We start from the raw sequence: 20,833 nt of genomic DNA on the forward strand, positions 1-20,833 counted from the left end.
TGCGTCGAGAGTCGTCGGTTTTCGCGGGCCCTGCCCGGCCCGTGAGTCCCTGGCGCCATCCGCCCGGCAGTCGCCGCAGGAAGAGGGGATCCGTGGTGCTCGGTACTGCGTTTCGCTTTTTCAGAACACTGTTCGGTAGAGCAGAACAGTGCCTGGATATTACGTCCGCCCCCGAGGCCGGTCAACCCCCTTCCCGCCACCCAGGGGCCCGACTTCACGGTTTTCTGGGCTCTCGCGTACACCCCGGCAGCTCATTGGCACTACGCTGTTCTGCTATGACGAACAGTGCTGCCCCAGAAGAGCCGAAGTACTGGGTCAAGAGCGTGGCCAGGGCAGCCGACATCCTGGAGGCGCTGGCCGCCCCCTCCCAGGGGAACGGCCTGAGCGTCACCGAGGTCGGCCAGGTCTGCTCCATCTCCAAGAGCGCCGCCTTCGGCATGCTCCAGACCCTGCGCGCCTACGGCCTCGTCTCGGACGACGGCGAGGGCATGAACCGCCGCTACCGGCTCGGCATGAGCCTGGCCAGGCTCGGCGACCGGGCCAGGTCCCAGGTCTCGCTGCGCGGGGTCGCCCACCCGGTCCTGCGCGAGCTGACCCGGGCCACGGGCATGGCCTCCAGGCTCGCCGTGCCCGAGGACGGCCACGCGGTCGTGGTGGACCAGGTCGAGCTCGACCAGCGCGTCCGGCTCGACCTGCGGATGGGCCAGCGCGAGCTGCCGCACTGCACGGGCCTGGGCAAGGCGCTCCTCTCGGCGATGCCGCAGAGCGAAGCGGCCTCGGTCGTGGAGCGGTTCGGGCTGCCCCGGCGCACCTCACGCACCATCACCGACCCGGCGACCTTCCTGTCCCACCTCCGCGACATCGCCAGGGTCGGCTACGCCCTGGACGACGAGGAGGACGCCGAGGGCATCATCTGCATCGGCGCCCCGGTCCTCGACGACCGTTCGGTGTGCGCCGGGGCCGTCTCCATCACCGGCCTCAAGACCGGCCTGCCGGCCTGGCGCTACCAGGAACTGGGCGGCCAGGTGCGGGACTCGGCCCGCCGGATCAGTCTCTCGCTGGGCTGGGCCGACGAGTCGGACGAGGGCACGTCGGACACAGCGGCCCCGGAGTCCGACGAAATCGGGTCTTGACCGATCGGCACCACCGGCCGTAGGTTCCCTGCCAACCCCGGTGACACTCACCCGTCACCGGCGATTTACCCCTCCCGGTCCGATTCCGGCGCCTGCCCACCGCGTCGTGAACCTCCGAAGACCGAACCCTTTTCAGCCATCCGCCTCATGGCAGTCCACCGCGGGAACGCTCCCTCACTTGTCGCGCTTCTCGGAAGGCGAAGTCCGCATGAGCGTTCCGCACCACTCCACCCCTGCCTCCTCCCGCCGTACCGTGCTGCGGGCTTCGGGTCTGGCCGGTCTGGTCATGGCCGGTTCGGCCGTGGCCACCGCACCGGCGCAGGCGGCGCCCGCCCGTACCGGCGATGTCCTGCACCTGGACACGGTCGCCGCGCTGCGGGCCCTGAACACCAAGCCGCTCGCCGACGGCACCCAGATCCTGCTGGCCGGCTACCACACCGCCGGCGACGGCGGCGCGATGGCCCTGCGCTGGGACACGCGGTCCACCGCCGCGCACAACGGCGGCACCGTCATAGCCCCCACCGGGGCGAAGACCGGCCGCTGGCACCAGCTCCACACCGGAACGCTCGACTTCCGCACGTTCGGCCACCTCGACGCCGGCGCCCCCGCCGACGCCGCACTCGACGCCATGGTCGGCGACAGCAGCGTCCACCGCGTCGAGGCCCACACCGACCTCCTGTTCACCGCACGCCACCTCTTCGACCGCTCCGACATCGAACTCGACTTCGGCGGACACCGCGTCCGCACCGAAGGCATCGAGAAGAACACCCACGACAACCCCTTCGGCGCCGTCCTCTCCTTCCGCGGCACCACCACCGGCACCACTCACACCCACAGCCTGGGCGCGCCGATGCCGGACCTCTCGGACCTCTTCGAGGTGGGCGACTCGGCGAAGTTCTCCGTCGGACAGTGGTGGGCCGTGGAGTCCGACTCCCTGTCGGGGAAGTACGAGAAGGAGATCCAGCGCCTCGTCCAGGTCACCGAGGTCGTCGACGCCTCGCACGTCCGGGTCAACTACCGGACCGGCTGGGACCTGGCCGCGGGCCGCACCCTGACCTGGACCCGGATCGAGCCCGTCGAGCGCGCGCACGTGCGCAACATGGTCTTCGAGGGCTGGGGCGAGGACGAGATGACCGGCTCGCACCCGGTCGCCTACGAGTACGCGGTGCGCTGCGACGTCTCCGGGATCGAGGCCGTCGGCACCTTCTGGCCGGTGGTGATGCGCCGCTGGTGCACCTACTACCGCACCGAGCAGTGCTCGCTGACCAACCCGAAGTCCGTCACCTACGGCGGCGCGGGCTACCTCACCCAGCAGATCTACTGCCTGTACGGGCACGTGGAGGACTGTCACACCTCCAACGCCCGTCACCTCAACGACTTCACGGCCTCGGCCTACTGCTACGTCACCAACTGCCACGGCGACGGTGACGACGAGGGCCCGTTCGTGACGCACGGTCAGTTCGAGCACGACCTCGTCTACACGGGCAACTCCGGTCTGATGACCTTCGCCAACTCCGGTGCCGCCTGGGGCGGCAGGGCCAAGCGCATCACCGTGCGCAGGCACTCCTGTTCCTGGTTCGTGGCCCGCGTCAAGATCACGGACCTGACGCTGGAGGACGTCCTGGTCGTCGGCAAGAAGTCGCTGGCCGGCTCCGGGATGCTCTGGGTCAACGCGGACGGCGTACAGATGCGCGGCTGCTCGGCCACGGGCCCGCTGATCGTCTCCCGCGCCTCCGGCCTCTCCGCCCGCCCCAACGTGATCGCCGACTCCGCGTTCGCCTTCGCGGCCGGGGCGGAGATCACCCAGGCGAACGTCACCGCCCCGCTCACCCTCCAGCGCAGCGTCCTGAAGGGCGTCGACGGCGCGCTGTTCAACGGCACCGGCCCGCTCGTCCTGGACCAGTGCGCGCTGACCGGTTCGAAGGACACCGCACCGGTCTCCCTCGCGCACACCGACATCACCGTCCTCGGCGGCGAACTGAGCGACACCGGCCTCAGACTGACCTCGGCGCAGGACCAGCGGCTGCGCGTGGACGGCACGCGGCTGTCCGGCACCAACAAGGACGGCGCGCTGCTGGCCCGCACCGGCTCGGGCCGCACGGTCGACTGGCAGCTCTCCGGCCTCGACTCGACCGCGCCCGAGGGCACCGCCCACGTACGGGTCACCGAGGGCCCGAACCGCTACCGGGCCACCGGCTCCACCTTCACCGGCGGCCGGCTGGAACTGCGGCCGGCGGCGTTCGGCACGGACTCCAGCCATCTGCTGCACACCGGCTGCGTCGAGGACGGCACCGAGCGCACCGCGCTGCCGGACGAGGGCGACCGCGTCGCGCACACCGCGGCCACGCTGCGCTTCTGACCACCCCGTACACCGAGCACCAGGGATTCCCGTGTCCACCACGCACACCCCGATCACCGGCCGGCCCGTACGCGTCGCACTCGTCGGCGCCGGCAACCGCGGCCTGACCTACGCCGAGTGGATCAAGGCGCACCCCGAGCGCGCCGAACTCGTCGCCGTCGCCGATCCGCGCCCCGCCGCGCGGGCCGCCGCCGGCGCGCCCGTCGAGTTCGACGACTGGCGTCCGCTCGTCGAGCACCGCGTCGCCGACGCCGTGATCGTCGCCACCCAGGACCGCTTCCACGTGGAGCCGGTGCTGGCCCTGGCCGGGGCCGGCTACGCGATCCTCGCCGAGAAGCCGCTCGCCCCGACCGAGGAGGAGACCCGGCGGATCGTGGAGGGGGTGGAGCGGGCCGGAGTGCTGTTCGCCGTCTGCCACGTCATGCGGTACACGCCGTACACCGACCTGGTGAAGGAGGTCGTGGACTCGGGGGTGCTGGGCCAGCTCGTCTCGCTCGACCATCTGGAGCCGGTCGGCTGGTGGCACTACGCCCACAGCTACGTGCGGGGTCCGTGGCGCAGCGAGAAGGACTCCTCCCCGATGCTGCTCGCCAAGTCCTGCCACGACCTGGACTGGATCGCGTACGTCATGGGCGGCCGGATCGAGCGGGTCACCGGCTTCGGCGGGCTGAAGCACTTCCGGCCGGAGAACGCACCGGCCGGGTCCGCCGACCGGTGCCTCGACTGCGCGGTCGAGTCCGGCTGCCCGTACAGCGCTCCGAAGCTGTACATGCCGACGCTGCGGGAGAAGGGCGCCGTCTGGCCGGTCACCCACGTCACCGAGGCGACCGACGAGGCCGGTCTCCTCCAGGCCCTGCGCGAGGGCCCGTACGGCGTCTGCGTGTACCGGGGCGACAACGACGTGGTGGACCACCAGGTCCTCGCCATGCAGCTGACGGACGGGGTGACCGCGACCTTCCAGATGGTCGCCTTCACCGAGCAGACCCACCGCCGGACGCGGATCTTCGGCTCGCACGGCTGGCTCGTCGGTGACGGGGAGCGGGTCACCGTCCAGGACTTCAGGACCGGCGCGTCCACCGTCCACGAGACCGGCGCGTCCGGTTCGAACGCGGCGGACGGGCACGGCGGCGGGGACGCCGCGCTCGTCGAGGCGTTCGTCACGGCCGTCGCCACCGGCGACCCGGGTGCCGTCCGCTCCGGTCCCGCCACCTCGCTCGGCAGCCACCTCGCGGCGTTCGCCGCCGAGCGCGCCCGGCACACCGGCACCGTCCAGACGGTCCCGGCCTCATGACACCCCCCGCAGGGCCCTCCGTCCGGACCGGGCCCTCTTCCCGCCCCGCCCCCAGGTTCCCGGAGGACCCGCTCATGTCCCGTCCGCTCACCCGCCGTTCCGGAGTCCGTTCGCTCGCCGCCCCCGTCCTGGTCACCGCACTCACCGCCGGTGTCCTGGCCGGCTGCTCCGGCGGCGGCGGTGACGACGGCACCGTCACCATGTGGACCTACCCGGTCATCTTCGACGAGGCCGAGAACAAGGCGTACTGGGACGGCCTGGTCAGGACGTTCGAGAAGGAGCACGCGGGCGTGAAGGTGAAGGTGGAGACCTTCCCGTGGGCCAACCGCGACACGGCCCTGGCCACCGCCATCGCCTCGGGCAAGGGGCCGGACGCCGTCTACCTGATCCCGGACCAGCTGCCGAAGTACGCCGGGAGCATCGTCCCCGCCGACTCGTACATGCCCGCCTCGGCCAGGTCCGACTACACGGACTTCGCGCTGAAGTCGGTCACCGTCGACGGCAAGGCCCTCGCCACGCCGATCCTGACCAGTGCCAACCCGCTGATCTGTGACAAGCGGGTGTTCGCCGCGATCGGCGAGAAGAGCTACCCGACGAACTGGGCGGATCTGGAGGCGCTGGCCCCGAGGCTGAAGGCGAAGGGGTACTACGCGACCAGCTACAGCGGTGACACCCAGCAGACGCTGAACATGACCTTCTACCCGCTGCTCTGGCAGGCCGGCGGTGACGTCTTCTCCGAGGACGGCGGGAAGGTCACGTTCAACGACGCGGCCGGCGTCAAGGCGCTGACGTACCTGAAGAAGCTCGTCGACGGCGGCTACACCGACAAGGACCTGGTCACGACCACCCCGAAGCTGGAGCAGACCCCGACCGCCAAGGGCAAGGTGGCCTGCACCTGGCAGAACACCCCGGCGGACGTCGAGCCCTTCTGGGGCAAGGAGAACATCGTCGTGCAGCCGCCGCTGAAGGACGCCGAGTCGGTCGGCTACGGCACCGTGGGCGCGCTGGCGATGCTGAAGGGCGCCGACGAGCGCAACACCGGTGACTGGCTGAACTTCGTCGCGGAGTCGAAGAGTTCGGCCGGACTGCAGAAGGCCGCCGGCTACTTCCCGGCCCGCGCCTCGGGCGGTGACCTGTACCCGGACGACGCGCTCCGGACGGCGGTCGCCGCGACGCTGCCGAGCATGGACGTGGGCCCGCTCCAGGACAAGGCGCGTGAGGTCCAGGGCGTGCTCGCCCCGGAGATCCAGGCCGCGCTGCTCGGCACGAAGAGCCCGCGGGACGCGCTGAACGACGCGCAGAAGGCCGCGCAGGCGATGCTCGGCCGCTGACCCGCCGTGGGGCCGCGGTCCGCACCGGACCCCGGCCCCACGAGCCCCAGGGGCACGGCCCCTGATTCCGCAATTCCCCCGTACCGCAAGGAGATCCCCGTGGCAGTCGTCGCGGAACCCACCCGCCGGGGCCGTCGCAGCGGGCCGCAGGCGCGCCGCGAGGCCCGGATCGGCCTGCTCTTCGTCCTCCCCTGCTTCCTGCTCTTCCTCGCCTTCCGCTTCGGTCCGGGCGTCGCCGGTGTGCTGATGAGCTTCACCGACTACTCCCTCACCGGCGGCGGCAGCTTCACAGGACTCGACAACTTCACCCGCCTGTGGGCCGATCCGCTGTTCTGGCAGGCCCTCAAGGTCACCGTGCTCTACACCGTCCTGGCCGTGCCGGGCACCCTCGTCGCGTCGGTGTCCCTGGCGCTGATCACCCGCCGCGCCTTCCGCGGCGCCGCGTTCTTCCGCTCGGTGTTCTTCCTGCCGGTCGTCACCTCGCTGGTGCTGGCCGCCACCGTCTTCGTGTGGATCTTCTCCACCGGCGGCCCCTGGTCCACCCTGATGGGCCTGCTCGGGATGTCCGAGGGCTCCTGGCTCTCCGACGACGTGCTGGTGCTGCCCGCGCTCGCGATCGTCGGCGTCTGGTCCCGCTTCGGCTACGGGATGCTCATCCTGCTCGCCCGGATGCAGGACATCCCGCGTGAGCTGGAGGAGGCCGCGCTCACCGACGGGGCCGGGCCCTGGCAGCGGTTCCGGTACATCGTGCTGCCGCAGCTCAAGCCCGCGCTCTTCTTCCTCGCCGTGATCGAGACGACCGCCTCGTTCCAGGTCTTCGACGCCGTCTACACCATGACGGGCGGCGGTCCCGCCAACGCCAGCTACACGCTCGTCTTCCAGCTCTACGACGCGGGCTTCAAGTACTTCGACCTGGGTTACGCCTCCGCCATCGGTGTCGCGCTCTTCGTGCTGACCGTGGTGGTCGCGGTGATCCAGCGGCTCGTGATCGGGAAGGACCAGTGACCATGACCGCAGCACCCGAAGAGACGCAGGCACCGCCCGCGGCCGAGCCGCCCGCGCTCCCGGACCGGGCCGCGCGCCGGGCCGCACGCCGGCTGCGCAAGCTGTCCGAGCGGGACACCGTCCCGCACGGCATGCGCCCGAGCCGGGCCGGCCGGATCGCCCGCGCCGCCCTGCTGACGGTCGCCGCGGTCGTGACCGTCTTCCCGTTCTACGCGATGGTCGTGCTCTCCCTGAAGCCGTCCGCCGCGGTCGACTTCCCCGGCAGTCTGCTGCCGTGGCCGCTGACCGGCGAGGCGTACGACAACGTCCTGGGCGCCCAGGACGTACCGCGCTGGCTGTTCAACACGCTGATGTACTCGGTCGTCTCGGTCGTCGGCGTCCTGCTGCTCGCCTCGCTCGCCGGGTACGCGTTCGCCAAGAAGCGCTTCCCCGGCCGGGAGACCATGTTCTGGTCGTTCCTGTCGATGGTGATGGTCCCGTACCACGTCACGATGATCCCGACGTTCGCGATGATCGCGAAGCTCGGCGGCGTCGACACGTACTGGGGCCTCATCGTGCCGACCCTGGCCAACGCCCAGGCGGTCTTCCTGATGCGGCAGTTCATCCAGGGGCTGCCGGACGAGCTCTTCGAGGCGGCCCGCCTCGACGGCTGCAACGAGTGGCAGATCTTCCACCGGATCGTGCTGCCGCTGCTGAAGCCGATCCTCGCCACGCTCGGTGTGTTCGTCTTCCTGTGGCACTGGAACGACTTCCTGTGGCCGCTGGTGATCGGCCAGTCCACCGACATGCGCACCCTGACCGTCGGAATCGCCTCGCTCCAGCAGCAGAACGTGCCGCTCAACGTGGTGCTCTCCGGCTCCGTCATCGCGTTCGTGCCCATCTTCGCCGCGTACATGGTGGGCCAGCGCTACTTCACCGAGGGCGTCACCGCGTCCGGAATCAAGGGATAGCCAGGTATGTTCACCGATGAGGCCGCGCTCGAAGAGCGGCTCGCCACCCCCTCCCCCGCGCTCGTCGCCGGCCTCGCCCGCCTCGAAGGCGATCTGCTGGTCCTCGGCGCGGGCGGCAAGATGGGCCCCAGCCTGTGCCGGCTGGCCCGGCGCGCGCTGGACGCCGCCGGCCGCACGGATGTGACCGTGTACGCGGTCTCGCGCTGGTCCGACAGGGCCGCCGCGGCCGAGCTGGAGGCCGCCGGGGTCCGCACGGTCGCCTTCGACCTGATGGACCCGGCCGCGGACCTGGCCACGCTCCCCGACGCCGGGAACATCGTCTTCATGGTCGGCGCGAAGTTCGGCTCCGCCGGGGCGCCCTCGCACGCCTGGGCGGTGAACGCCGCGCTCCCGGACCGCGTGGTCCGCCGCTGGCCGGAATCGCGGATCGCCGCGTTCTCCACCGGCAACGTGTACCCGCTGGTGCCGGTCTCCTCGGGCGGCTGCACCGAGTCCGACCCGGTCGCCCCGGTCGGCGAGTACGCCATGTCGTGCCTGGGCCGCGAGCGGATCTTCGGCCACGCGGCGCTGACACGCGGCACCAGGGTCGCCGCCATCCGCCTCAACTACGCGGTCGACCTGCGCTACGGCGTGCTCGCCGACATCGCGCACCGGGTCCGGGCGGGCGAACCCGTCGACGTGACGACCGGTCACGCCAACGTGGTGTGGCAGGGGTACGCCAACGAGGTCGCGCTGCGCACCCTCGAACACACCACCGGCGGGGAGGCGTTCACCCTCAACCTCACCGGCCCGGAGACCGCCTCGGTGCGCCGGATCGCGCAGTGGTTCGGCGAGGAGTTCGGCCGTGAGCCGGTCCTCGCCGGTACCGAGGCGCCCACCGCGCTGCTCTCCGACGCGAGCCGCTGCCACGCGCTCTTCGGCTATCCGGACGTCGCGCTGCGCACCCTCGTCGAGTGGCAGGCCGACTGGCTGCGGCGCGGACTGCCGCTGTCCGGCAAGCCCACCAAGTTCCAGGTACGCGACGGAAGGTTCTGATCCCCCCATGCCCACCCCCTCCCCCCTGTCCACGCCCGCCCTGGAACTCCTGGGCCGGGGCGCGGCGATACCCGCCCATCCGCTGGCGCTGCACGAGGACGGCACGTTCGACGAGCGTCGGCAGCGTGCCCTGACCCGCTACTACCTGGCGTCCGGGGCGGGCGGCGCCGCGGTCGCGGTGCACACCACCCAGTTCGGGATCAGGGAACCGGCCGTCGGCCTGTTCCGGCCGGTGCTGGAGCTCGCCGCCGAGACCGTCGACGCCGAGGCCGGCCGGCCGTTCGTCAAGGTCGCCGGCGCCTGCGGCTACACGGCGCAGGCCGTCTCCGAGGCGACCACCGCCGCCGAACTCGGCTACGACGCGGTGCTGCTCAGCCCGGCCGTACCCGGTGCGGACGAGAAGGGGCTGCTGGAGCGGGCGCGGGCGGTCGGCGAGGTCCTGCCGGTGATCGGCTTCTACCTCCAGGAGGCCGTCGGCGGACGGTACCTGTCACCCGGCTTCTGGTCCGCGTTCACCGACCTGCCGAACACGGCCGCCGTGAAGATCGCCCCGTTCGACCGCTACCGCACCGCCGACGTCGTACGTGCGGTGGGCGCCGCGGACCGCGCCGGGGAGGTGGCGCTGTACACCGGCAACGACGACGACATCATCGGCGACCTGCTCACCCCGTACGGCGCGGCGGACGGCCCGCGCCGCTGGTTCGCGGGCGGACTGCTCGGCCAGTGGGCGGTGTGGACGAGTTCCGCGGTGGCCCTGCTCGACGACGTACGCCTGGCCCGCGCCGGGGACCACGCGGCGATGGTCCGCTGCCTGGCCCGCCGCACGGAGCTGACCGACGCCAACAGCGCGGTCTTCGACGTGCGGGGCGCGTTCCGCGGCTGCATCGCGGGCGTGCACGAAGTACTGCGCCGCCAGGGCCTGCTGGCGAACATCCGCTGCCTGGACCCGTCGGAGACGCTCTCCCCCGGACAGGCGGCGGAGATCACCAGGGTGGCCGCGGCCTACCCTTGGCTGACCGATGACGCCTTCGTTGCGGAGCACCTCGATGCCTGGCTCTCCTGAACCCTCCGACCGCTCCTCCCGGGTGGTCGTCGCCGTACCGCCGCACCTGCGCGCCCAGTTCTTCACCGCCGGGGTGTGGAGTGAGCTGGAACGCTCCGCGCGGCTCACGGTCATCGACGACCACGGCAACCGGGCGGCCGTCGCGGCGGCGCTGCCCGGCGCCCGCGTGCTGATCACCTCGTGGCGGGCGCCCAAGGTGGACGCCGAACTCCTGGCCCACGCAGACCGGCTGGAGCTGGTGGCGCACACCGGCTCCGCGGTCGCGCCCTACGTCACGAAGGACGTGTTCCGGCGGGGCATCCTGGTCACGCAGGCCGGTGACGAGATGGCGCGCCCGGTCGCGGAGGTGGCGCTCGCCTTCACCCTCTCGCTGCTGCACCGCATCCAGCGCTTCGACCACGCCCTGCACGCGGGGCTGGACTGGGCGGCGGCGAGCGAGGCACCGCCGCGCCACGAGATCCACGACAGCGACATCGGGGTGATCGGCGCGTCCCGCACCGGCCGGGCCTACATCCGGATGGTGCGGGCGATGGGGGCGCGGGTGCGCGTCTTCGACCCGTTCCTCTCCGACACGGACGCCCGGGAGCTCGGGGTGGAGTCCGTCCCGCTGGAGGCACTGCTCACCGGAAGCAGGATCGTGGCCGTGCACGCGCCGATCACCGAGGAGACCCACCGGATGCTCGGCGCCCGGCAGCTGGCGCTGATGCCGGACGGGGCCGGTCTGGTGAACACCGCCCGGTCGTGGCTGGTCGACGAGGAGGCGCTGCTGGCCGAACTGACCACCGGGCGGCTGGACGCGGCGATCGATGTCTTCGACGCCGAGCCACTGCCCGTCGGCCACCCCTTCCGCTCCCTTCCGAACGTGCTGCTCACCCCGCACCAGGCGGCCGGCAGCGTCGAGTGCCGGCAGCGGCTCGGCGCCAGCGCCGTCGACGAGGTGCTGCGCCTGCTCGCGGGGCGTCCGCCGGTCCACGCCGTCACCGCCGACGCCCTCGTCCGGCTGCGCTGACCGCCCCCGTACCGACATCCCCGTACCCGACAGGAGATCCATCCTTCATGCGACTGATGCGCACAGGCGAGCCGGGGCGTGAGCGCCCGGTGCTCCTCTCCCCCGAGGGCCGCCACTACGACCTGTCGGGCGTCACCGACGACATCGACGGCGCGTTCCTCGCCGCGCTGGCCGACGACCCGCGCCTGGTCCCCGCGGAGACGGAGCTGCCGGAGACCGACATCACCGGTCAGCGGATCGGCGCCCCGGTGGCCCGGCCCTCCGCGCTCCTGTGCATCGGGCAGAACTACGCGGCCCACGCCGCCGAGTCCGGTGCCGCGCCCCCCGAGCAGCCGATCCTCTTCTACAAGTCGCCGAACACGGTCGTCGGCCCCTACGACGACGTGCTCATCCCGCGCGGCTCGAAGAAGACCGACTGGGAGGTGGAACTGGCCGTCGTCATCGGCCGCCGGGCCTCCTACCTGGACTCCCCCGCCGACGCCGCCGCCCACATCGCGGGCTACGCCGTCAGCAACGACGTCTCCGAGCGGGCCTTCCAGCTGGAGGAGTCGGGCGGCCAGTGGTCGAAGGGCAAGAGCTGCGCCACGTTCAACCCGCTGGGCCCGGTGCTGGTGACGGCGGACGAGGTCGGTGACCCGCAGCGGCTGCGCCTGCGCAGCCGGGTCAACGGGGAGCCACGGCAGGACTCCTCCACCGAGGACATGATCTTCGGGGTGGCGCACCTGGTGCACCACCTGTCGCAGTACCTGGTGCTCGAACCGGGCGACGTCGTCAACACGGGTACGCCGCAGGGCGTGGCCCTGTCCGGCCGCTTCCCGTACCTGGGCCCCGACGATGTGATGGAGATCGAGATCTCCGGGCTGGGGCGGCAGCGCAGCGTCTGCCGGCCCGCGTGACCGGCCCCGGCGGGCACACGCCCGGGGGGCCCGGGCCCCGCCGTCACGCACCGCGCCCGCCCCGCGGCGGTGCGCGGGGCGGGCGCGGTGTCGGCGTGGGTCAGGCGGGCGTGATGTTCTCCGCCTGCGGGCCCTTCTGGCCCTGGGTGACGTCGAAGTTCACCTTCTGGCCCTCCTGGAGCTCACGGAAGCCCTGCGCCGCGATGTTCGAGTAGTGGGCGAAGACGTCCGGGCCGCCGCCGTCCTGCTCGATGAAGCCGAAACCCTTTTCCGAGTTGAACCACTTGACGGTTCCACTGGCCATGCCGCCCTCCAAGGGGACTCGATGTCGGTCTTCCGCACCGTGCGGGAGCCGGAGGTGATCGCCCTGGTCCGCGGAGGCCTGAACAGCAGAATCGTCCGTGAACCTGCGCTCACGGACGGCGGGTGCTTCGGAACCATGACAGCTGGCCCCGAGGCTACACCGGCTCTCCCGCCACCGCGGTGAGGACGACCACGTGGCGTGTGTCCCGGCGCGGAGCGCGGCCGGTGCCCCGCCGAGGGCTACGGTCCGGTCGGCGAGCGGGACCCCCGGCGGGCCCGGAGGAACTCGACGGACAGGGGGACGACGGAGAGCACGACGATCGCGATGAGGATCATCTCGATGTGCGCCCGGACGAAGGCGATCTGCCCCAGGAAGTAGCCGAGCAGGGTGACTCCGGCGCCCCAGAGGACGCCTCCGGCCAGGTTGAACAGGAGGAAGGTGCGGTAGTGCATGCGGCTGACCCCTGCCACGATCGGCGTGAAGGTGCGCACGACGGGCACGAACCGGGCGAGCACGAGGGAGCGGGCGCCGTACTGCGCGAAGAAGGTGTTCGCCTTGTCCACGTTCTCCTGTTTGAACAGGCGTGAGTCGGGGCGCCGCATGAGCGCGGGGCCCGCCTTCCGGCCGAAGGCGTACCCCGCCTGGTCGCCGAGCACCGCCGCGACGGCGATGAGCACGATGACCAGCCACAGCGGCTGGGTGAGGTACCGGTGTCCGGCGGCCAGCAGCCCGGTGGTGAAGAGCAGGGAGTCGCCCGGGAGGAAGAAGCCGATCAGGAGTCCGGATTCGGCGAAGACGACGACCAGGACGCCGATGAGGCCGAACGTCGAAATCAGGTGGTTCGGGTCCAGCCACTGCGGGCCCAGTGCGAGAGGGGTCACGGGTGTTCTCGTTCCTTCTGTGCGGACGGCGCTGATCCTGCGGGGCGGACCGGACGTCAGGCGTGCAGGACGCCGGCGCCCAGGAGCGCGAGGAGCAGGCTCCCGATGACGAGCCGGTAGACGACGAAGGCGTTGAAGGTGTGCTTGGCGACGAACTTCAGGAGCCAGGCGATCGAGGCGTAGGCGACGGCGAACGACACGGCCGTGCCGACGATCAGGGGCGCCGCGTCCGCTCCGGCGCCCACCGCGTCCTTGAGCTCGTAGATCCCGGCTCCGGTGAGGGCGGGGATGCCGAGGAAGAAGGAGAGGCGGGTGGCCGCGACCCGGTCGAGGTCGAGGACGAGGGCGGTGGACATGGTGGCGCCGGAGCGGGAGAAGCCGGGGAAGAGGAGGGCGAGGATCTGTGAGGATCCGACGAGCATGGCGTCCTTGAAGGTGGTGTCGCCCTCGCCGCGGGTGTGGCGGCCCACCCGGTCGGCCGCCCACATCAGACCGCTGCCGACGATGAGGGATCCGGCCACCACCCAGAGCGAGGCCAGTGATCCCTCGATCAGCGGTTTGGCCGCGAGGCCGACGACGACGATGGGGACGGTGGCGTAGACGACCCACCAGGCGAACCGGTAGTCGTGCTGGTCCCGCTGGTCGCGGTGGACCAGGCCGCGGCCCCACGCGGAGACGATCCGGGTGATGTCCTTGAAGAAGTAGACGAGTACGGCGGCGATCGCCCCCACCTGGATGACCGCGGTGAAGGCGACCACGGCCTTGTCACCGACCGGGATGCCCATCAGCCCCTCGGTGATCTTCAGGTGGCCGGTGGAGGAGACGGGCAGGAACTCCGTCACCCCTTCCACCACCCCCAGGACGACGGCCTGCCCGATGCTGATGGCGCTCATGTGTCACTACCTCGGGTCGATCGGACGGCGCGCGGCGAGCGGCACCGTTGGACGTGTGCGCGCCGGGCCGCGACGGCGGGAAGCGCGGCGGCCGGGCCGGAGAGCCCGTTCGCCGTCCCCGCCCGGGCCCCGGCCGGGCACGTGATCCGCACCACGTGTCCCGGGCCCTGGGCGCCCTGCCACCGGTCACGACGGCTCACCGCCCCGGCCTTCGGCGGCCTGCGGGCCGTACGGGTGCCCCCCCGTCCGCGCCCTCCGTGCCGGAGTCCGCGGTGCCCGGCGGGCACCGGTGGCCTCGGAGTGGGGGACCATGGAGGGACATCCTGTCGTCGGGCGGGTCGGGAAGGGGCGGCGCGTGGCGCTGGACATGGGCATGGAGGGCCGCGTCACCGGCTCTATCTTCTATGCGCGCATAGAAGATAGCTTCGACTGTAGAGGACGAACGGAAGGCGGCCAAACATGAGCGCGCAGGAACGGCGTCCCGGCTTCGCGGGACTCCGCCGCGCCAACGGTGTCCTGGAGGCGGAGATGGTGGCCCTCCTCCAGTCCGCGGCCGGGCCCCTGACACCCGGCGAGGTGGCGGAGCGGCTCGGCACCGGACTCGCGCACACCACCGTGTCCACCACGCTGGCCCGTCTGCACACCAAGGGCGTCCTGCACCGGACCCGGCAGGGCCGTACGCACGCCTACTCCCCGGTGACGGACGAGCCGGGTCTCACCGCCCGGCAGATGCACCAGGTGCTGGAACGCGACCCCGACCGGGCGTCGGTCCTCACCCGGTTCGTCGACGACCTGTCCGACGACGACGAACAGCTCCTGCGCCGTCTGCTCGGCACCGACGAGTAGGGCGAGGAACCCCGCGATGCGACTGGCCGTCTACCTGCCGCTCCTCTTCCCCGTCCTCGCCGCACCGGCCGCCGGGCCTCTGGCACGGCGGCTGGAGCCGCGCCTGGCGACCTGGCTGCTGACGGCCGCCGGTCTCCTGCTGGCGGCCGGCAGCACGGCGGTGCTCGGCCTGCTGGCCCTGGCCGGCCTGGTACGCGTCCCGCTGATCGCCTCCCTGAAGGAGCTCTCCCCCGCGGCCGTGGCGCGTCACGACCCGGCGACCGCGCCGGTGGCCCTGGCCGCGGGCGCCCTGCTCGTCGCCGTCTGCTGCGCCGCGGCGGCCGTCGCCCGCAGCAGGGTGTCGGCCCTGTGGGCGTCGGCGCGCGACGCGGCCTGCCTGCCGGGCCGCGACCCGGTCCATGTGACCGAGAACGCCGGCGCCGAGGCCTACACGATGCCCGGTCTGCCCGGGCGCATCGTCGTGTCCACGGGCATGCTCGCCGCCCTCGACCCGCGTGAACGCGAGGTCCTCCTCGCTCACGAACACGCCCACCTGCGCCATCACCACTACGCCTTCGTCACACTCACGCACCTGTCGGCGGCGGCCAACCCCCTCCTGCGCCCCCTCACGACCGCCGTCGCCTACACGGTGGAGCGCTGGGCCGACGAACAGGCCGCAGACACCGTCGGCGACCGCGGCACGGTGGCCCGCACGGTGGGAAAGGCGGCCATCGCGGCGAAACGGACGCGTGGCCGCGACCGCTCCCCCGCGGGGGCCCTCGGCGTGCTCGGCAGGAGGGCGGTCGGCCCCGGTGCGGTGCCCCGCCGCGTGGCCGCCCTGCTCGCCCCGGCCCCCGGCTCCCGCCCGCTCCTCGTGCTGGCCGCCGTCGCCCTGATGGCGACCACCGGGGCCTGCATGCTCGAGGCGGTGCTCGACCTCCACCAGTTCCTGGAACTCGCCGAACTCAGGTAGCCGCGAGGACCCGGCGGCCAGGACCGCCCACGGCCGCGTACGACAGGACCGCCCCGGCCCTCCGCGCGCTGCGGAGGGCCGGGGCGGTCCTGTCACGGGGTGGCGAAGCCCGGTACCGCGTCCCCGTTCAGGGCCCACAGGGCGGCCGTGTACCAGAGGAGCGCCACGCAGACCACGAGCAGGGAGCCCGTCACCGGAAGCAGCCAGCCGGGAAGGCGCCTGCTGCGTACGACGATCACCTTCGCCACGAACGCGCCGTAGAGGACGCAGCCGGCGAAGGAGTGGACCGCGACCCGGGCGGACGTCGTCTCGATCCCGTACGTCGTGAGGCAGTGGTAGGCGATCGGCAGCGAGAGGAGGAAGGCGAGGAACCCGATCGCGCGGTGTCCCGGGCGCACCGGCCGGGGCGCCGCGCGGACACCGGGCACCCGGCCGTACATCCACAGGGCGAGGCCGACCTGGACGAGGGCGAGGGCGAGCAGCGCGGTGCCGAGCCGGGCCTTGAGGTCCACCGCGGCGCTGCCGTGGTCACCGAAGAAGCCGTTGTCGTAGACCGGCGTGTGGTGGACGCCGAAGAGGTAGATCCCGACGCCGACCGCGACCGGCACCAGGACGGCCGGCACGGCGACGGCCGCGGGAATCCTGCCGCCGCCTCCGCCGCGCCGCGGACTCGTGCCGTCCGGCCGGCTCAGCTCTCGACCTTGTTGCCCTTGGCGTCGAGGACGTACCACTCGGCGCCGAACTGGTTGAGGGCCTGGCCGTTCGTCTGGCCGGGCTTCGTGTCCCCTGCGTAGTAGTACAGCGGGTGGCCGTTGTAGGTGACCTGCTCGTCACCGCCGGACCGCTTGGTCATGCCGAGCATCGCCTTGTCCACGCCGCTGCCGACACCGGCCGTCCCCTTGGTGAGGAGCGGGGGCCATGCCTTGGCGCAGGCGCCCGTGCAGTTCGACTTGTCCTTCGTGTCGGCGAGGAAGAGGTAGAGCGTGCGGCCCTTGTCGTCGACGAGGATGCTGCCGAGCTTGCCGGCGGACTTCGTGTCCACGGTGGCCGCCGCCGAGGGCGAGGCACTGGAGGAGGTGGGCCCGTTCCCCTCCCCGGAGGTGCTGCCGGAGCAGCCGGTCAGGACGGCGGCGAGCAGGAGCGAGGCGGCACACGTGGCCGCTGTGGCGGTGCGTTTCATCGAGGACTCCATGGGGGTGCGTGCGGCTGGGGCCCCATGTCTCTCCCCGCGTGCCCCCACCCGTTCACAGCGCCTTCACCAACACCACTCACCCGGCTCATCGAGGTCCGCCCGACCGTGCGCACGGGGCGCTCCGCGTCCTTCGGCCGCGCTTCCGCACCCTGTGCGGCGCGGGCGGTGCACGGGCTACTCCGGGCTCTTCGGCCCGGGGGCCTCCACCGGTGGCTCACCGAACGACGCGAGCGTCAGCGACCCCGCCACCGCCACCGCGACACCGGCGATCGCCAACCCGTTCAGGCCCTCACGCGAGCGGTCGCCGAGCCATGCCAGGCCGACCAGGGCGGGTCCGGTCGTCTCGGCGAGGACCATGCCCGCCGTCGCGACCGGGACCGAACCCCGCTGGAAGGCCGAGGTGAGGAAGAGGAATCCGGTGGCCCCGCCGGCCAGCAGGGCGTACAGCGCCGGGTCGGTGAGGATCCCGGGCAGGGCGGGGTCGTCGATCAGCCGGACGGCGATCTGGACCGCGCCGAACCCCAGACCCGCGCCGAGGCCCAGCGCCAGGGCGCGCGGCCCGGCGGGGAGACGGCCCAGCAGGGGGCCGGTGAGGAGCACCACGACCGCGGTGACCAGCAGTGCCCAGCCCAGCGCCGGGGGCGGGGCGCGGTGGCCCGGCGGGCCGGAGGCGAGGCCGGTCATCGCCAGTCCCGCGCAGACCGCGGCGATCGCCCCCCACCGGGCCGGGCTCAGCCGGATGCCGAGCAGCGGGACGGAGGCCAGGGCGGTGACCGCGAGGCTGGCGGCGAGCGCGGCTCCCGCCGCGTAGAGGGGGAGGTGGCGCAGCGCGACGATCTGGAGCAGGAATCCGGTCCCGTCGAGGGCGAGTCCGAGGAGGTAGCGCCACTGGCGCAGGGCGCGTGAGAGCAGCGCGGGGTCGAGGCCGGAGCCGGTTCCGGGTTCCGCGGCGCGCGCGGCGACGGCCTGGAGGACGGAGGCCGTCCCGTAGCAGACCGCCGAGGCGAGGGCGCAGATCATCCCGAGGAGCACGAGGGCACTGTAGAGCGGCGCAACTCACCGAGGAGGCCGTGGAGCGCGCGTACGGCTCTTCCAGCTCCTATCGTCACTTCCATGGAGCGTGCTCGGCCGGGGCGGCAGGAAGAGGGCGGTCGGGAGAGCCTGTCGCACCGTTGCTACCTGGGGGCGGTCTGGTATCTGCGGGCCGTGGCGTTCGTCAACTTCCTGGCCGCCGTCTGGGTCTCGTTCGGCAACGACCTGCGGCGGCACAACGACGACGAGTTCTTCACCCCCTATCTGCTGACGGCGGGGTTCTTCTCCGGTTCGGTCTCGCTCTTCCTCGCCGTCACGATGCGGCGCCGTAAGCGCGCGGCGTGGATCCTCAACCTCGTGCTCGCCTCCCTGACCCTGGCCCTCGCCTCCCTGGCGCTGGCGCTGCCCGTCTACCGGCAGCACGCCCAGAACTGGTTCTCGGTGGTCCTGACCGCGCTCTTCGTCGCCGCTCTGCTCGGCGGGCGGCGCGAGTTCAGGGCGAAGGGCGACCGGTCCAACCCGAAGCTGGCGGCCTCGGTCGCCGCGGGTGGTCTCCTGACGGTCTCGCTGCTCGCCGCCGCGCTGGTCACGGCGACCAACACCGACCCGGAGGCCGGGCACTCCACCTTCCTCCAGCGCTGGCACTACGGGGTCCTCCGGATGGTGTCCCTCGCCTACGACGACATCCACTTCGGGAGCATCACCACTCCCAGCTGGGCCAACGTGCTGATCAACATCATGGGTACGGCGCTGGTCCTGCTGGTCCTGTACGCGGCGTTCCGCTCCCGGCGCGTCGTCGACCCCATGACCGGGGAGGACTTCGGCCGTCTGCGCGTGCTGCTGGACCGGCACGGGGAGCGCGACTCGCTGGGGTACTTCGCGCTGCGGCGCGACAAGAGCGTCGTCTGGTCCCCATCGCGCAAGTCCGCCGTCACCTACCGCGTGGTGAGCGGGGTGTCGCTGGCCTCCGGCGACCCGATCGGCGACCCGGAGGCGTGGCCGGGCGCGATCGACCGCTGGCTCTCCCAGGCGCGCGAGCACGGTTGGGCCCCGGCCGTGATCGGCGCGAGCGAGGAGGGCGGCACGGTCTACGCCCGGCACGGTCTGAACGCCCTGGAACTGGGGGACGAGGCGATCGTCGACCTCGCCGAGTTCACCCTCGAAGGCCGGGCCATGCGGGGGGTGCGCCAGGCGTACAACCGCATCGAACGGGCGGGCTACACCGTCCGGGTGAGCCGTCACGAGGACATCCCGACAGGGGAGATGGCGGAACTGGTCCGGCTCGCGGACGACTGGCGCGACGGTGACACGGAACGCGGCTTCTCCATGGCGCTGGGCCGCCTCGGTGATCCCGAGGACGGCCGCTGCGTCATGGTGCTCTGCCACGACGGGGAGCGTCCGCTCGGCCTGCTCAGCTTCGTCCCGTGGGGCGACGACGGGCTGTCCCTGGACCTGATGCGCAGGGACCGGGACTCCGAGAACGGTCTCTTCGAGTACATGGTGCTGAAGCTGATCCAGCAGGCGGACGGGTTCGGGGTCCGTCAGATCTCCCTGAACTTCGCGATGTTCCGCTCCGTGTTCGAGCGCGGCTCCCGGCTGGGTGCCGGACCCGTACTGCGGCTGTGGCGCTCGCTGCTGAGCTTCTTCTCCCGCTGGTGGCAGATCGAGTCCCTGTACCGGGCCAACGCGAAGTACCGCCCCGTCTGGGAACCGCGGTACCTGCTCTTCGAGAAGAGCGCGGACCTGCTGCGCATCACCGTCGCGAGCGCCCGCGCCGAGGGCTTCCTGGAAGCCCCCGGCCCGCCGAAGTGGCTCAGCCGGCGCACATGAGGCGAACGGACCGCGCGCAGCGGACGCTCCGGGTGCGGCGCGACCGGATCCGGGAGGTGTGTCCGCCGGGCCGAGCGGCGGCCCTCCCCCACCGACTTCGAGGAACCGCCGGAGGAACCGCGCGATGAGAACCGCAGCCATCGCCGTACGCCGGGAATGGGGCCTCGCGTGGGGGGCCGTGCGCTCGGGGCTCGCGGAGCGGGGGTGGCGGGCGCTGACGCTGACGTCCACCGCCCTGTGCCTGATCGTCCTCTTCCAGGTGGCGCAGCGTCAGGGGAACCGGTCCTGGAGCTACCGGATCGTCGAGGACGTCGGCTTCGTGCGGGCGGTGGACTCCTGGTGGCTCGCTCTGGTGCGCACCCCCCTGTCGGTGTTCGTGCCGGCCGTCGACCTGCCGGTGTGGGGAGCCCTGGTCCAGGTGCTGGTGGTCTTCGGGATCGCGGAGATCACGCTGGGGCCGCGGCGGACGCTCCTCGTCGCGTACCTGTGCACGCTGACGGGCGTCCTGTACGCGCGGATGGGCGTCGCGATCGGCCCCGGCGGGGTGCTCGGACTCCCGGTGTCCGACGCCCAGGTCGTCGACACCGGCCCGTCGGGCGCGGTGGCCGGTCTCACGGTCTACCTCTGCCTGCGGTTCCGCGCCTGGTGCACCGGGGCCTTCGCCGTCGTGGCGCTCGTCGTCGAGGCCCTGGTCGATCCCGATCTCGCGGGCAGGGAGCACCTGGTGGCCGTCGTGACCGCGTCGGCGCTCTTCGCGTACTCGGAGCTGCGCGGCGGCTCGTCCTCGCACGGGTGACCCCTCCTCCGGACCCGGGCCCCCTGCCCGCCCCG

At 72.3% G+C, this 20,833-nt stretch carries 20 protein-coding genes; 14 read left to right on the forward strand and 6 right to left on the reverse strand.

What is annotated here, in order from left to right:
* Positions 1-275: 275 nt before the first annotated feature.
* The 10 genes from ACFVS9_RS25330 (at position 276) to ACFVS9_RS25375 (ending at position 12,072) form a co-directional block, all read left to right on the forward strand.
* A complete protein-coding gene (locus tag ACFVS9_RS25330) occupies positions 276-1,133 on the forward strand; it encodes an IclR family transcriptional regulator (protein ID WP_383117412.1) in 858 nt (285 codons plus the stop codon).
* 208 nt (positions 1,134-1,341) lie between these two features.
* Positions 1,342-3,492 (forward strand): peptidase C14, encoded by a 2,151-nt coding sequence (locus ACFVS9_RS25335; RefSeq protein WP_383117413.1) that lies wholly within the window; start codon positions 1,342-1,344, stop codon positions 3,490-3,492.
* 31 nt (positions 3,493-3,523) lie between these two features.
* Positions 3,524-4,783, forward strand: a complete 1,260-nt coding sequence (locus ACFVS9_RS25340) for a Gfo/Idh/MocA family protein (protein WP_389935701.1) — start codon at positions 3,524-3,526, stop codon at positions 4,781-4,783.
* 74 nt (positions 4,784-4,857) lie between these two features.
* Positions 4,858-6,114, forward strand: a complete 1,257-nt coding sequence (locus ACFVS9_RS25345) for an extracellular solute-binding protein (RefSeq protein ID WP_389935704.1) — start codon at positions 4,858-4,860, stop codon at positions 6,112-6,114.
* Positions 6,115-6,213: 99 nt separating this feature from the next.
* Positions 6,214-7,119, forward strand: a complete 906-nt coding sequence (locus ACFVS9_RS25350) for a carbohydrate ABC transporter permease (RefSeq protein ID WP_383117416.1) — start codon at positions 6,214-6,216, stop codon at positions 7,117-7,119.
* 2 nt (positions 7,120-7,121) lie between these two features.
* A complete protein-coding gene (locus ACFVS9_RS25355; RefSeq protein ID WP_383117417.1) occupies positions 7,122-8,069 on the forward strand; it encodes a carbohydrate ABC transporter permease in 948 nt (315 codons plus the stop codon).
* A 6-nt stretch (positions 8,070-8,075) separates the two neighbouring features.
* Positions 8,076-9,104 (forward strand): NAD-dependent epimerase/dehydratase family protein, encoded by a 1,029-nt coding sequence (locus ACFVS9_RS25360; RefSeq protein ID WP_383117418.1) that lies wholly within the window; start codon positions 8,076-8,078, stop codon positions 9,102-9,104.
* A 7-nt stretch (positions 9,105-9,111) separates the two neighbouring features.
* Complete coding sequence (locus tag ACFVS9_RS25365) at positions 9,112-10,167, forward strand: dihydrodipicolinate synthase family protein (RefSeq protein WP_383117419.1); 1,056 nt, start codon at positions 9,112-9,114, stop codon at positions 10,165-10,167.
* Positions 10,151-11,176: a hydroxyacid dehydrogenase gene (locus ACFVS9_RS25370; RefSeq protein WP_389935710.1), complete on the forward strand. Its 1,026-nt coding sequence runs from the start codon at positions 10,151-10,153 to the stop codon at positions 11,174-11,176. The genes ACFVS9_RS25365 and ACFVS9_RS25370 overlap by 17 nt, the downstream gene beginning before the upstream one ends.
* A 47-nt stretch (positions 11,177-11,223) precedes the next feature.
* Positions 11,224-12,072: a fumarylacetoacetate hydrolase family protein gene (locus ACFVS9_RS25375; RefSeq protein ID WP_389935713.1), complete on the forward strand. Its 849-nt coding sequence runs from the start codon at positions 11,224-11,226 to the stop codon at positions 12,070-12,072.
* Between the two features lie 100 nt (positions 12,073-12,172).
* Here the strand turns inward: ACFVS9_RS25375 and ACFVS9_RS25380 are convergent, their stop codons facing one another.
* The 3 genes from ACFVS9_RS25380 to ACFVS9_RS25390 form a co-directional block, all read right to left on the reverse strand.
* Positions 12,173-12,376 carry a cold-shock protein gene (locus ACFVS9_RS25380; protein ID WP_030861277.1) on the reverse strand — a complete coding sequence of 68 codons (204 nt, stop codon included), beginning with the start codon at positions 12,374-12,376 and terminating at the stop codon, positions 12,173-12,175.
* Positions 12,377-12,615: 239 nt separating this feature from the next.
* On the reverse strand, positions 12,616-13,257 hold the full coding sequence (locus ACFVS9_RS25385; RefSeq protein ID WP_383119006.1) for a DedA family protein: 642 nt from the start codon (positions 13,255-13,257) through the stop codon (positions 12,616-12,618).
* 56 nt (positions 13,258-13,313) lie between these two features.
* Positions 13,314-14,150, reverse strand: a complete 837-nt coding sequence (locus tag ACFVS9_RS25390) for an undecaprenyl-diphosphate phosphatase (RefSeq protein ID WP_389935717.1) — start codon at positions 14,148-14,150, stop codon at positions 13,314-13,316.
* Between the two features lie 459 nt (positions 14,151-14,609).
* Here ACFVS9_RS25390 and ACFVS9_RS25395 point away from each other — a divergent pair, with 459 nt between their 5' ends.
* Positions 14,610-14,996 carry a BlaI/MecI/CopY family transcriptional regulator gene (locus ACFVS9_RS25395; protein ID WP_383119004.1) on the forward strand — a complete coding sequence of 129 codons (387 nt, stop codon included), beginning with the start codon at positions 14,610-14,612 and terminating at the stop codon, positions 14,994-14,996.
* A 16-nt stretch (positions 14,997-15,012) separates the two neighbouring features.
* On the forward strand, positions 15,013-15,948 hold the full coding sequence (locus ACFVS9_RS25400) for a M48 family metalloprotease (protein ID WP_383119003.1): 936 nt from the start codon (positions 15,013-15,015) through the stop codon (positions 15,946-15,948).
* 92 nt (positions 15,949-16,040) lie between these two features.
* Here ACFVS9_RS25400 and ACFVS9_RS25405 read toward each other — a convergent pair whose 3' ends face one another.
* From ACFVS9_RS25405 to ACFVS9_RS25415, 3 genes are all read right to left on the reverse strand, one after another.
* Complete coding sequence (locus tag ACFVS9_RS25405; RefSeq protein WP_383118056.1) at positions 16,041-16,571, reverse strand: DUF6529 family protein; 531 nt, start codon at positions 16,569-16,571, stop codon at positions 16,041-16,043.
* 65 nt (positions 16,572-16,636) lie between these two features.
* On the reverse strand, positions 16,637-17,128 hold the full coding sequence (locus tag ACFVS9_RS25410; protein WP_389935721.1) for a hypothetical protein: 492 nt from the start codon (positions 17,126-17,128) through the stop codon (positions 16,637-16,639).
* A 186-nt stretch (positions 17,129-17,314) separates the two neighbouring features.
* Entirely contained in the window at positions 17,315-18,172 is an 858-nt protein-coding gene (locus ACFVS9_RS25415) for a hypothetical protein (protein WP_389935724.1), read from the reverse strand.
* Positions 18,173-18,253: 81 nt separating this feature from the next.
* On the opposite strand from ACFVS9_RS25415, the gene ACFVS9_RS25420 reads away from it, so the two are divergent.
* Positions 18,254-20,002, forward strand: a complete 1,749-nt coding sequence (locus tag ACFVS9_RS25420) for a phosphatidylglycerol lysyltransferase domain-containing protein (protein WP_389935726.1) — start codon at positions 18,254-18,256, stop codon at positions 20,000-20,002.
* 124 nt (positions 20,003-20,126) lie between these two features.
* Positions 20,127-20,798: a hypothetical protein gene (locus ACFVS9_RS25425; protein WP_383118060.1), complete on the forward strand. Its 672-nt coding sequence runs from the start codon at positions 20,127-20,129 to the stop codon at positions 20,796-20,798.
* Positions 20,799-20,833: the final 35 nt, after the last annotated feature.

Source organism: Streptomyces sp. NPDC058008 (assembly GCF_042886395.1).
GTDB lineage: Bacteria > Actinomycetota > Actinomycetes > Streptomycetales > Streptomycetaceae > Streptomyces.